We start from the raw sequence: 12,231 nt of genomic DNA on the forward strand, positions 1-12,231 counted from the left end.
GCCTCCCCCTGCCGCAGCAGGGGGAGGTGGCTGCATGCTGCACCTCCCTGCTACTTCATTCTCGGCAAAGACTGACCGTTCAGTCATATTTTGCTGGCAGAGTGCCATCTTGCACGGCAAAATCTCCCCACGCCCAGTGAGTGGACGAGCTTGCGTGCCCTTTCGAGCCAGGTAAACAGTCGGCTCATACCCCATCCGCTCCTGCCGATACACTCATTGTCATTCCCTGAACCGGGAAATGCCGAGGCAAATTTGCCTGTGAGCGAATCATCCATCGGTACCGTGTGGCGGCTTTCGAACGAGCTGGAGTGATGGTTCCTTCGTTGCTCGAACGACTTTTCGCGCACGCTCCATCTGGCTGAGAGAACGCCGTGGGTTGCGCTTTTCAAGGATTTCCCAGGACTGCTGCCATGCTCCTCACAAACCCCAATGCCGACGTGATGTATCGCCTGCTGGTGCAGAGCGTGGTGGATTACGCCATCTACATGCTCAGCCCCGAGGGTGTGGTGACCAACTGGAACGCTGGCGCCCAGCGCGCCAAGGGTTACCTGGCAGCGGAGATCGTCGGTCAGCATTTCTCGGTGTTCTACAGCGAGCAGGAACGTGCCGCCGGCGTACCTGATCGCGGCCTGCAGGAGGCCCGTGATACGGGGCGCTTCGAGGCTCAGGGCTGGCGCCTGCGCAAGGACGGTAGCGAATTCTGGGCTCACGTGGTGATCGATGCTGTTCGCGATGACGATGGCCAACTGATCGGCTTCGCCAAGATCACTCGCGATTGCACCGAGCAGCGTCAGTTGCAGATCGAGCAGCGCGAACAGGAGCGGCGCTTCCGCCTGCTGGTGCAGGGGGTGACCGATTATGCGATCTACATGCTCGACCCCCAGGGGCACGTGGAAAACTGGAATGCCGGCGCCGAGCGGGCCAAGGGCTACAAGGCCGAGGAAATCGTCGGCCAGCACTTCTCGGTGTTCTACACCCCGGAAGATCGCGACGCCGGTTTGCCCGCCAGAGGCCTGGAAACTGCCCGTAGCGAAGGTCGTTTCGAGGCTGAAGGTGTGCGCCTGCGCAAAGACGGTTCGCCATTCTGGACTCATGTGGTGATCGATGCGATCCACGATGAAGACGGCCAACTGATCGGCTTCGCCAAGATTACCCGCGACATCACCGAGCGCCGGCAGAATGAGCTGGAGCTGCTCAAGGCCAAGGAACTGGCGGAAAACTACAGCGAGGAAATGGCCTCGCTGTCGCGCTTCCTCGACTCGGTAATTTCCAATATCCCGGCCAGCGTCATCGTCCAGGACACCACTAGCCGGCAGATCCTGCTGGCCAACCCACAGGCAGAGAAGCTGTTTGGCTGCAGCACCAAGGACATGCTCGGTCGCCGTGCTGACCAGTGCCTGGCGCCCGCCATCGTCGACTACATCGGGCAGCAGACGGAGCACTGCATTCGTACCGATGCCCTTCATCTATCCGAAGATTGCCTGGATACGCAGATGGGCCAGCGCATGTTGCGCACCCGCGTGCTACTGAGCAGCAGCATCGAGTACCAGACCAGCTACGTGCTGCTGATCGCCGAGGATGTCACCGACGAACTCGCCGCCCACGCACAGATCCACCACATGGCCCATCACGATGCCCTGACCGGGCTGCCCAACCGTACGCTGTTCGGTGAACGGCTCCATGAAGCGCTGCGTGAGGGGGAGGAGAAGGGGCAACTGACCGCCGTTCTCTGCCTGGATCTGGACAACTTCAAGAACATCAACGACGCCCTTGGTCACGCCTTTGGTGACCGCCTGTTGCGTTCTCTGGGCCAGCGCCTCAAAAGCGTGTTGCGCGACCGCGACACCCTGGCGCGGCTAGGCGGTGACGAGTTCGCGGTGGTGCTCAACGGCTTGGAAAGCGCCGAGGATGCGCAGCGTACCGCCAACCGGCTGATCGCCGCCGTGGCGCCGGTATTCCTGATCGACGGCCACAGCTTCTCGGTCGGCGTGAGCATCGGCATTGCCATCTCCCCGGATGATCACCAGCAGGCCGATCAACTGATGCGCTACGCCGACATGGCGTTGTACGAAGCCAAGCGCAATGGTCGCAACCGCTACGAGTACTTCCACCTGGAGCTGGACGCTGCGGCGCGTCGGCGCCGAACCATGGAAATGGATCTGCGCACGGCGCTGCACCTTGGGCAACTGCAGTTGTATTACCAGCCGATCATCGACAAGGGCAGCAATCAGATTTCCGGTTACGAAGCGCTGATGCGTTGGCATCACCCGAGCAGTGGTCTGGTCATGCCGCTGGACTTCATTCCCATCGCCGAGGAAACCGGGCTGATCCACGACGTGGGCGCCCGTGCGCTCAACCTCGCCTGTCAGGAAGCAGCAAGCTGGCCGGGCAAGCAGACGGTGGCGGTCAACCTGTCGCCGGTGCAGTTCAAGAACAGCGACCTGGTGAAAATAGTTGGCCTGGCCCTGGCCGACTCGGGTCTGGAGCCCGAGCGCCTGGAGCTGGAAATCACCGAATCGGTGTTGCTGGAAAACAGCGAGAGCAACATCGATACCCTTAAAGCGCTCAAGGCCCTTGGCGTGAGCATCGCCCTGGACGACTTCGGTACCGGTTATTCTTCTCTGGGCTACCTGCGCTCCTTCTCGTTTGATCGGATCAAGATCGACAAATCCTTCGTTCAGGATATGGGTGAAAGCCGTGAGGCACTGTCGATCGTGCGGGCCATCACCGGGATGAGTAGTAGCCTGCTGATCAAAACCACTGCCGAAGGTGTGGAAACTGACGCACAGTTCGAACAGCTAAAGGCTGAAGGTTGCTCGCACTTTCAAGGTTATCTGTTCGGCCGCCCCCAACCGGCTAGTGAGCGTATCGAGGTACTGGAGTAGGCTGGTGGGAGCCGACCAGTGTGACGGGCGTCACCAATCTCCATGTTCGCCCGCCGGATGGTGATGTATCGCGTACCAGCGACACGTCAACGACGGGCGTATGGATTAGAATTTAACAATCGCTGGCGTCGGAATACTGGCAACCTTGGTTGTCTCCGCGCTCCAGTATTCACTCAGGTCGACTATCGCCGCTTGCCCCGCTCTCCAGTGGGGTGTTTGCATCGCTGGATCGTCCCTTAGCGCGCATGAGGATACCGAGTTGATTAAACGTTGCATGGGAACGCTCCTGCTGAGCCTTAGCCTGATCAGCTTCGCCAGCTGGGCTGAAATGAAGCCTCTGGAGGCAATGAACATGGCTGGCCTGCAGCGCAGCCTGGGCCAGATCATGGCCAAGGATTACCTGATGATCGGCTCCGACGTTAAGGTCGATGACGCCACCAAACAACTCAACACCAGCATCGCGCGGTTCGAGGATCATCACGCCAAGCTCAAGGCCCACCCCACTAACGACGAAATCCGCGCTGCACTGGGCCAGGTCGAGGTCATCTGGGGTACTTATCGAGCGATGGTCAGCGCGACGCCAGACAAGGCACAAGCGCCTGCGATACTGGCCAAAGCCGAGGAACTGGTGAAGCAGACTCAGCACGTCACGGATCTGTTCGAGAAGCACAACGGCGACGCCGCTTCGCACTCGATCAACCGCAGTGGCTGGAACCGCGTGCTCACCCAGCGCACCGCGATGTTCTACATGGCCCGTGCCTGGGGCGTGCAGGCGCCCAACCTGGATGCCAACTTCGACGCCTCGGTGAAGGAGTTCGACAGCATCATGAAGGAGCTGCAGGCCGCTGGTGCGCCGAACGAAGAGATCGCGGTAGCGCTGCGCAAGACCGACGCGCGCTGGCAGTTCGCGACCAAGGCTTTCGCCTCCAAGGATTTCGTGCCGACCATCGTCGCCGTGAACGCCGAGTCGATGTTCCGCCAATTGAACGAAATGACCCGCCTCTACGCCGGCCTGCAGGGCGACCAGCTCTGATGCTGTGGTGCTCATCCCGCCCGGGATGAGCACCGTTGCGCCTCACCCCGCCGCGCTCGCCACACCCTCAGAACGAATCGATGATTCGCCCCAGCGTCGCCATGGCCTGCTCACTCTGCGTGCTCCAGGGGTGGCCGTGGTTGAGCCTTGCGCAATGGCCGAAGCCGCGGGTTGCCGAGAAGATCGGCCCCGGTGCCAGGCTGATGCCCTGGGCCAGCGCCAGGCGGAACAGCTGCAACGCATCCACCCGTTTGGCGAATTCGAACCAGAGAAAATAGCCACCGCTCGGGCGGGTGACTCGCGTGTCCGCTGGAAAGTGCCGCGCTGCCGAGGCCAGCATCGATGCCTGCTGGGTTTCCAGTTGATGGCGCAGCTTGCGCAGGTGGCGGTCGTAGCCGCCGTGCTGCAGGTAGTCGGCGAGGGCCGCCTGGGCAGGTACCGATGGTGAGATGGTGGTCATCAGCTTGAGCCGGGCGATGCGCTGGGCGTAGCGGCCACCGGCGACCCAGCCGACCCGATAACCCGGCGCCAGACACTTGGAAAACGAGCCGCAGTGCATCACCAGGCCTTCGCGGTCAAAGCTCTTTACCGGCTTGGGCGGTTGGGTGCCGTAGTACAGCTCGGCGTATACATCGTCTTCGATCAGCGGCACCTGATGGCGTTGCAGCAGGTGGTAGAGGCCGCGTTTCTTGTCGTCGCTCATGCTCGCGCCGAGGGGGTTCTGCAGGCTGCTCATGAACCAGCAGGCTTTGATCGGCAATTGCTCCAGGCTGCTCGTCAGGCTGTCCAGATCGATGCCTTCACGCGGGTGCACGGGGATTTCCACCGCCTTGAGCTTGAGTCGCTCCAGCACCTGCAGGGTGGCATAGAACGCCGGGCTCTCGATGGCCACCAGGTCGCCCGGCTCGGTCACCGATTGCAGGCACAGGTTGAGCGCCTCCATGGCGCCGGTGGTGATCACCAGCTCCTCCAGCGGCAGGCGCACGCCGCTGACCATGTAGCGCAGGGCGATCTGTCGGCGCAGGTCCGGGTTACCTTCGGTCATGTCGGCGATCACCGCGTGGCTGGGCATGTCGCGCACGCTCTGCGCCATGGAGCGGGCCAGGCGCGGCAGCGGGAACAGATCCGGGCTGGGGAAGGCCGAGCCGAAGGGCACGGTATGGGGGTCTTTCAGTGAGCCGAGCACCGAGAACACCAGTTCGCTGACATCAACATCGGTGGTCTGCGCCGTGCCCGCGCGTACTTCCGGCTCGTGCAGCGGGCGCTGGGCGTGTTCGCGGACGAAGTAACCGGAGCGCGCGCGGGCGTAGATCAGCCCGCGGTCTTCGAGCAGGTAATAGGCCTGGAACACGGTCGAGGGGCTTACCCCGTAGGTACGGCTGGCGTGGCGCACCGAGGGCACCTTTTCGCCAGGCGCGAGCACGCCGGTGCGGATCAGCCCGGCTATTTCATCGGCGAATTTTTCGTAGCGTTTCATGCTGTCCTGACTTGGCGGTTGGGAGGAGGGCAGAGCGCCGCTGCTCGCTAAGGTGTGGTCGCGATAATGGCCTGTGGACTAATTTGGTAACAGATTCAGGAATATAGATAAAATACGGATCAGAGCTAGAGGGCCTCTGCCATATGGGATTTTCAAGCAGGAAAAGGTAGCAGGTTCTGCTTCTGATATGGTTTTTTCAGTTTTATCTGCGTCTGTTTCGAAATTTCCCTCTTGTCCATAGTGCTGGCCTGTATGCCGTGTGTGGCGGCAATGAGGGCCTTGCATGTATCACTACGACGAGTACGACCGCGCGCTGGTGCGCGAGCGCGTTGCGCAGTTCCGCGATCAGGTGCAGCGGCGCATCAGCGGCGAGCTCAGCGAAGAGGAGTTCCTGCCGCTGCGCCTGCAGAACGGTCTGTACATGCAGAAGCACGCTTACATGCTGCGCGTGGCAATTCCTTACGGCACCCTGTCGGCGCGGCAACTGCGCACCCTGGCGACCATCGCGCGGGATTACGACCGCGACTATGGGCACTTCACCACGCGGCAGAACATTCAGTTCAATTGGATCGAGCTGGAGCAGGTGCCGGACATTCTCGAGCGCCTCGCCGAGGTCGAGATGCACGCCATCCAGACTTCGGGCAACTGCGTGCGCAACATCACCACCGAAGCCTTCGCCGGGGTGGCGGCCGACGAGTTGCTCGACCCGCGCCCGCTGGCCGAGATCCTCCGTCAGTGGTCGACGGTCAACCCGGAATTTCTGTTCCTGCCGCGCAAGTTCAAGATCGCCCTGTGTGCGGCCGAACAGGATCGCGCCGCAGTACCCATGCACGACGTCGGCCTGTACCTGTATCGCGATGCCGCTGGTGAGCTGCTGGCGCGGGTGATGGTCGGCGGCGGCCTGGGGCGCACGCCGATCCTCAGCCAGGTGATTCGCGACGGCCTGCCGTGGCGGCATCTCTTGTCCTACGTCGAGGCGATCCTGCGCGTGTACAACCGCCATGGTCGGCGCGACAACAAGTACAAGGCGCGCATCAAGATTCTGGTCAAGGCGCTGGGCATCGAAGCCTTCGCCAGGGAAGTCGAAGCCGAATGGCAGTGCATCAAGGACGGCCCTGCCGAGCTGACGGACGACGAGTACCAGCGCGTCGCCGCGGCCTTCGCGCCGCCGGCCTATGCCGTGCTGCCCCATGCCGACCTGGACTTCGGCACCGCCCTGGCCGCTGATGCCGCCTTCGCCCGCTGGGTGTCGCGTAACGTGCAGCCCCACAAGGTGCCTGGCTATGCGAGTGTGGTGCTGTCCACCAAGCCGGGTGCCAGCCTGCCGCCAGGCGACGTGACCTCCGGGCAGATGGACGCCGTTGCCGAGCTGGCCGAGCGCTACGGCTTCGGTGAAATCCGCGTGGCCCACGAACAGAACCTGGTGCTGCCCGACGTGCGCAAGGCCGACCTGCACGCGCTCTGGCAGCGTGCCGTGAGCATTGGCCTGGGCAGCGCCAATATCGGCTTGCTCACCGATGTGATCGCGTGCCCCGGTGGTGACTACTGCGCCCTGGCCAACGCCAAGTCGATTCCCATCGCCCAGGCCATCCAGCAGCGTTTCGAGGATGCAGAAGCACTGCACGCCCTTGGCGACATCAGCCTGAACATCTCCGGTTGCATGAATGCCTGCGGCCATCACCACATTGGCAATATCGGCATCCTCGGCGTCGATAAGAACGGCAGCGAGTGGTACCAGGTGACCATCGGCGGCGCCCAGGGCAAGGCCAGTGCGCTGGGCAAGGTGATCGGCCCGTCGTTCAGCGCCGCTGAAGTGCCGGATGTGATCGAGCGCCTGGTCGAGACCTTCGATGAGCAGCGCGAAGGCGACGAGCGCTTCATCGATACCGTGCAGCGTGTCGGCATCGAGCCCTTCAAGGCACGGGTCTACCGCAAGGCGGGGGAGCCGGCATGAACAACCTGATCACCCTGCGCGATGGTGCGGCACAGGTCGTCACCGACGATCCCTGGATGCTTCTGCGCGAAGACGATGGGCCCGCAGAAAACCCGCTGATCCTGCCCCTTGCGCGCTGGCGCGAACGGCAGAGCGAGGCCGTGCTGCAGGGAGTCGAGGCCAGCCGCGATGGCCTGTGCCTGAGCCCCGATGACGACCCCGTTGAGCTGCAGCCCTGGCTCGCCGTGCTGCCGCTGATCGCCATCGACTTCCCCAGTTTCCGCGACGGCCGTGGCTACAGCCAGGCCTACCTGCTGCGAACCCGCCTGGGCTGGTGCGGCGAGTTGCGTGCGGTCGGTGACGTACTGCGTGACCAGCTCAGCCATATGCGCCAGTGCGGCTTCGACAGCTTCGCCGTGCGTGAAGACAAATCCGTGCACGACGCCCTAAAGGGCCTAGCCGGCATGAGCGTGCAGTACGGCCGCTCGGCCATCGAGCCAAGGCCGCTGTTTCGTCGTCGTTCATCCACCTGATTCCCACTGACCCAAGGAGCCCGTGCGCCGCTAGCCGGCGCCGATTCGACACATGCTCGGAAAACTGACTCTCGACGCGATACCCCTGCACGAGCCCATCCTCGTCGTCACCATGATCGCCGTGGCGCTCGGCGGCCTGGGCCTGTTCGCTGCGCTGACCTACTTCAGGAAGTGGGGCTGGCTGTGGCGTGAATGGCTGACCTCGGTCGACCACAAGAAGATCGGCGTGATGTACATCCTCGTCGCCCTGATCATGCTGCTACGCGGCTTCGCCGACGCTATCATGATGCGCACCCAGCTGGCCGTGGCCACCGGTGGTGACGGCGGCTACCTGCCGCCCCATCACTACGATCAGATCTTCACCGCCCATGGCGTGATCATGATCTTCTTCGTCGCGACACCGCTGGTGGTCGGCCTGATGAACATCGTCACGCCGCTGCAGATCGGCGCCCGTGACGTCGCCTATCCGTTGCTCAACTCCCTGAGTTTCTGGCTGTTCGTCGGCGGCGTGCTGCTGACCAACATCTCGTTGTTCGTCGGTGAATTCGCCATGACCGGCTGGGTGGCCTATCCGCCACTCTCGGGCATCGAGTACAGCCCTGGCGTCGGGGTCGATTACTACATCTGGAGCCTGCAGCTCTCCGGCCTGGGCACGCTGCTCACCGGGGTCAACTTCCTGGTCACCATCCTCAAGATGCGTGCGCCGGGCATGACCCTGTTCAAGATGCCGATCTTCACCTGGACGATCTTCTGCACCAGCGTGATCATCGTCGCCGCCTTCCCGATCCTCACCGCCGCCCTGGCGATGCTGACCCTGGACCGCTATCTGGACTTCCACCTGTTCACCAGCACCGGCGGCGGCAGCCCGATGATGTACGTGAACCTGGTCTGGGCCTGGGGCCACCCGGAGGTGTACATCCTCATCCTGCCGGCCTTCGGGGTGTTTTCCGAAGTGACCGCGGTGTTCGCCCGCAAGCGCCTGTTCGGGTATGCCTCGATGGTCTGGGCGACCATCGCCATCACCTTCCTGTCGTTCGTGGTCTGGCTGCACCACTTCTTCACCATGGGCTCGGGGGCCAGCGTCAACGCCTTCTTCGGCATCGCCACGATGATCATCGCGATCCCGACCGGGGTGAAGATCTTCACCTGGCTGTTCACCATGTACCGGGGCCGCCTGGAATTCACCACGCCGATTTTGTGGACGCTGGGCTTCATCGTTACCTTCTCCATCGGCGGTATGACCGGCGTGCTGCTGGCGGTGCCGGGCGCCGACTTCCTGCTGCACAACAGCCTGTTCCTGGTTGCCCACTTCCATAACGTGATCATCGGCGGTGCGGTGTTCGGCTACATGGCCGGCATCACCTTCTGGTTCCCGAAAGTGTTCGGCTTCAGGCTCCATGAGGGCTGGGGCAAGGCATCCTTCTGGTTCTGGCTAACCGGCTTCTACCTGGCCTTCATGCCGCTCTACATCCTGGGCTTCATGGGCATGACCCGGCGCCTCAACAGCACCACCAACCCGGAGTGGGAGCCCTACCTGAACGTGGCCGTGATTGGTGCTGTGCTGATCGGCCTGGGCATCGTTTGCACGCTGATCCAGTTCGCTGTGTCGATCATCAAGCGCAAGGAACTGGCCGACCACACCGGCGACCCCTGGAATGCCCGTACCCTGGAGTGGTCGACCGCGTCGCCACCGCCGTTCTACAACTTCGCGGTCACCCCGCGTGGCGACCGCATCGACGAGTTCCACGAGATGAAACGCGAGGGCCTCAAGCCCGCGCCGACCATCTTCCGGCCCATCCACATGCCGCGCAACACCGGCATCGGCCTGGTCGCCGCTGCGTTCATGACCCTGATGTGCTTCGCCCTGATCTGGCATATCTGGTGGCTGGTGGGCGTGACCTTCGTCGCCAGCATCGCCTGCTTCATCGTGCGCAGCTACGACGAAGACACCGACTACTACGTGCAACCCGATGAGATCGCGCGGATCGAGGCGGCCGGGCGGGGCTGACGCTCCATTAGCATGGAGAACTGACAAGCAATGCAAAAAGGGGACAGATGCTGAATCTGTCCCCTTTTCAATTATTGGCGCCACCCTACGTTGTTGGTGATAGACGCGTGGTGCTTGCGCTCGAAGGGTTGCTGGCAATGAGCTGGGGATCCAGCTTCTGCTTACCGGGTCGACGGCGATCAGGTCGACGGTGGCGTAGGCGCCTTGTGCGAGGCGGTAGTCGTTGCCAACGTGTCATTCAGTATCGTTGTACCGACGACCCTGGCGGTAAGCGTTGCCGCGGCGCACAATTTTCCAGCAAGTATTGGAAGTGGTCGGTAATGGGTAGTTTGAAGATATGGCTATGCTAAAACGGTAATAGCCTTGAAAGCCGTTTCTCAACAGACGCTGAATCACACTGCAGGCATAAAATGCGTTTTAACGGCTAGGCTTGCATTGCCCTGGGTCGGTATCCATTGAGCAGACGTGAAACGTGAAGCCTCTGACATTTTCTGCCGCGCTACTCTGTCTGCTGTTTGGCTCTTTTGCCAAGGCCGAGCCCTATCAGGTCGTTACTGAGGAGTGGGCGCCCTATAACTATCAGGAAGACAATCAGCTCGCCGGCATGGCCACGGATATCGTTCGGGCCATCATGGCGCTGACCGGGGATGAGTTCGAGGTAGTCGTGCTGCCCAGTATGCGAGCCAGCCACGTATTAAAGAACCAGCCCAAAACCATCATGTACTCCATGTTCCGCACACCAGAGCGAGAGCCACTGTACAAATGGGTTGGGCCGATAGCAGAAGAGTCCATCCACCCTTACCAATTGACGCATACAGCACAGCCAGTCAGCTCCCTGGAGCAGTTGTTGCGCGCACCGCAGATTACTACGCGGCATGCCGGCCTGGTTCCTGACACCCTGCAGTCGCTAGGTTTTCGCAACCTCGAAAGAAGCGCAACCGGCAGCCTGCAGCTCTACCGCATGCTGCTCGCCGGGCGCACGAATATCATTATCGGTGACACCGATGCGGGAGTGGCTTACTACAGTCGCCAATTGGGTATCGCGCCAGGCACGCTTCGGCAGATACCGCTCGAGATCTATCGCGCCTCGCTCTACATCGCCTTTAGCCGCGACAGCGACGATGAGCTGGTCTCTGCCTGGGCCAATGCCTTGGAGCAACTGCGTGATTCCGGCGAGCTCAAGCGCATTCAGCAGCGATACGAGCAAAATGACCGGGCAGGTAGTGATTGATCACCCGAGCGTCGCGCTGATTTCTCGCTCACTTGTGCGTCAACACCAGCGTCGTACCCGGACCAGGCACATGGATTTCGCTTGAGCTGATCACCTTGATCGGTTCACCTGGCTCTGCAAACAGCACGGCGTCGCCCTTGACGTTGCGAAAGGTCATCACCGAACCCGAGAAGTCATAGCTGGCGGAGCCTGTGAACGTATAGTTCTTGATGTGGGCCTGCTTGGTGATGACCTGGTTGTCGGCGAAATCGAAGCTAACCGTCATCGGGTAGCCGTCTTGCTCCGTTGTGCCTGTGTATAGCCCGCGAGGCAATTGCACGGGGGTTGGCTTCGCCTTATAGGCGTCGACAATTTCAATCTTCGCCTGGCTCACCGCAGGTGGCTTGCCACGAAATTCGTCCATCGATTTCTGGTGTTCGTATGGCACGTAGAAGGTGACGTAACTGCCCCACGCAATGAGCGCGAGAACAATCAGGCTGAACACATGGCCAGATCCGCGCTGTGATTTGTTCATCGTGGTTTCCTGAGTGGCGAGAGCTGAGGCGAAGCGCTGGCGTCGTATCGCTCGCTTGCGGGGGAGTCGAGAAAACATGTTCTTTATTCTTTCCGGCAGTCCAGGCGGATGCATGAGTCAGTGTCAGAGTAAGCGTTTCTGATAAAAGAAGCGCTGATGCTCTGGGGGGAAATCATCAAGCTGGCCGAACTGGGTGAAGCCATGTTTTTCGTAGAAGGCCGGTGCTTGGAAATCAAACGTGTCGAGCCAGATTCCTACGCAGCCTCTTTCGTGCGCAAGGTCTTCGGCCATATTCATCAGGCGTGAGCCGATGCCTTGTCCCTTGGTTTGCTCGGGTATTGCCAGTAGCTCGATGAACAACCAACGATAAAATATATCCCCATATAGCCCGCCAATTATCTCATTGCTGTGCTCGTCTCGAACCAGCAAGGCGATTGTCTCTGGTTTTGGATCGCCCGCTCGAGAAAGGTTATGAGCCCGCAAGGGGCTGAGGATAGCCGAGCGCTCATCTTCTCCCGGGTTAACCTTTATTTCGATATGCGCGCGCATTCGTTATTCCTTTGCACATTCAGGTGGATGGGCACCATAAAGTATCAATTCATACCTGCGCCAGCATC

9 protein-coding genes are annotated in these 12,231 nt (G+C 61.2%); 6 read left to right on the forward strand and 3 right to left on the reverse strand.

The features are described from left to right. The first annotated feature begins 410 nt into the window (after positions 1 to 410). Complete coding sequence (locus ACZ3GY_RS00310) at positions 411 to 2,885, forward strand: sensor domain-containing protein (RefSeq protein ID WP_465908533.1); 2,475 nt, start codon at positions 411 to 413, stop codon at positions 2,883 to 2,885. Positions 2,886 to 3,159: 274 nt separating this feature from the next. Further along, on the forward strand, positions 3,160 to 3,918 hold the full coding sequence (locus ACZ3GY_RS00315; RefSeq protein ID WP_463563428.1) for a type IV pili methyl-accepting chemotaxis transducer N-terminal domain-containing protein: 759 nt from the start codon (positions 3,160 to 3,162) through the stop codon (positions 3,916 to 3,918). 67 nt (positions 3,919 to 3,985) lie between these two features. Here the strand turns inward: ACZ3GY_RS00315 and mapR are convergent, their stop codons facing one another. Further along, entirely contained in the window at positions 3,986 to 5,395 is a 1,410-nt protein-coding gene (gene mapR / locus ACZ3GY_RS00320) for a GntR family transcriptional regulator MpaR (protein ID WP_463563429.1), read from the reverse strand. A 283-nt stretch (positions 5,396 to 5,678) separates the two neighbouring features. On the opposite strand from mapR, the gene nirA reads away from it, so the two are divergent. The 4 genes from nirA to ACZ3GY_RS00340 all read left to right on the forward strand — a co-directional run bounded on the left by nirA (position 5,679) and on the right by ACZ3GY_RS00340 (position 11,100). Continuing rightward, a complete protein-coding gene (nirA, locus tag ACZ3GY_RS00325) occupies positions 5,679 to 7,349 on the forward strand; it encodes a nitrite reductase NirA (RefSeq protein WP_465908535.1) in 1,671 nt (556 codons plus the stop codon). Beyond that, positions 7,346 to 7,861, forward strand: a complete 516-nt coding sequence (locus tag ACZ3GY_RS00330; protein WP_465908536.1) for a DUF934 domain-containing protein — start codon at positions 7,346 to 7,348, stop codon at positions 7,859 to 7,861. The genes nirA and ACZ3GY_RS00330 overlap by 4 nt, the downstream gene beginning before the upstream one ends. 52 nt (positions 7,862 to 7,913) lie before the next feature. Next, positions 7,914 to 9,869 carry a cytochrome o ubiquinol oxidase subunit I gene (gene cyoB, locus ACZ3GY_RS00335; protein WP_465908537.1) on the forward strand — a complete coding sequence of 652 codons (1,956 nt, stop codon included), beginning with the start codon at positions 7,914 to 7,916 and terminating at the stop codon, positions 9,867 to 9,869. Positions 9,870 to 10,341: 472 nt separating this feature from the next. Beyond that, on the forward strand, positions 10,342 to 11,100 hold the full coding sequence (locus ACZ3GY_RS00340; RefSeq protein WP_463563433.1) for a substrate-binding periplasmic protein: 759 nt from the start codon (positions 10,342 to 10,344) through the stop codon (positions 11,098 to 11,100). A gap of 28 nt (positions 11,101 to 11,128) precedes the next feature. On the opposite strand, the gene ACZ3GY_RS00345 is transcribed toward ACZ3GY_RS00340, so the two are convergent. Then, a complete protein-coding gene (locus ACZ3GY_RS00345) occupies positions 11,129 to 11,614 on the reverse strand; it encodes a hypothetical protein (protein WP_463563434.1) in 486 nt (161 codons plus the stop codon). 123 nt (positions 11,615 to 11,737) lie between these two features. Further along, positions 11,738 to 12,163: a GNAT family N-acetyltransferase gene (locus ACZ3GY_RS00350; RefSeq protein ID WP_463563435.1), complete on the reverse strand. Its 426-nt coding sequence runs from the start codon at positions 12,161 to 12,163 to the stop codon at positions 11,738 to 11,740. Positions 12,164 to 12,231 lie beyond the last annotated feature (68 nt).

The organism is Pseudomonas sp. PME37.24/006 (genome assembly GCF_055556635.1).

What these genes read in the sequence shown, in the direction of transcription:
- ACZ3GY_RS00310 (WP_465908533.1), top strand. Translation starts at nt 411, where the DNA reads ATGCTCCTCACAAACCCCAATGCCGACGTGATGTATCGCCTGCTGGTG.
- ACZ3GY_RS00315 (WP_463563428.1), top strand. Translation starts at nt 3,160, where the DNA reads ATGGGAACGCTCCTGCTGAGCCTTAGCCTGATCAGCTTCGCCAGCTGG.
- mapR (WP_463563429.1), bottom strand. Translation starts at nt 5,395, where the DNA reads ATGAAACGCTACGAAAAATTCGCCGATGAAATAGCCGGGCTGATCCGC.
- nirA (WP_465908535.1), top strand. Translation starts at nt 5,679, where the DNA reads ATGTATCACTACGACGAGTACGACCGCGCGCTGGTGCGCGAGCGCGTT.
- ACZ3GY_RS00330 (WP_465908536.1), top strand. Translation starts at nt 7,346, where the DNA reads ATGAACAACCTGATCACCCTGCGCGATGGTGCGGCACAGGTCGTCACC.
- cyoB (WP_465908537.1), top strand. Translation starts at nt 7,914, where the DNA reads ATGCTCGGAAAACTGACTCTCGACGCGATACCCCTGCACGAGCCCATC.
- ACZ3GY_RS00345 (WP_463563434.1), bottom strand. Translation starts at nt 11,614, where the DNA reads ATGAACAAATCACAGCGCGGATCTGGCCATGTGTTCAGCCTGATTGTT.
- ACZ3GY_RS00350 (WP_463563435.1), bottom strand. Translation starts at nt 12,163, where the DNA reads ATGCGCGCGCATATCGAAATAAAGGTTAACCCGGGAGAAGATGAGCGC.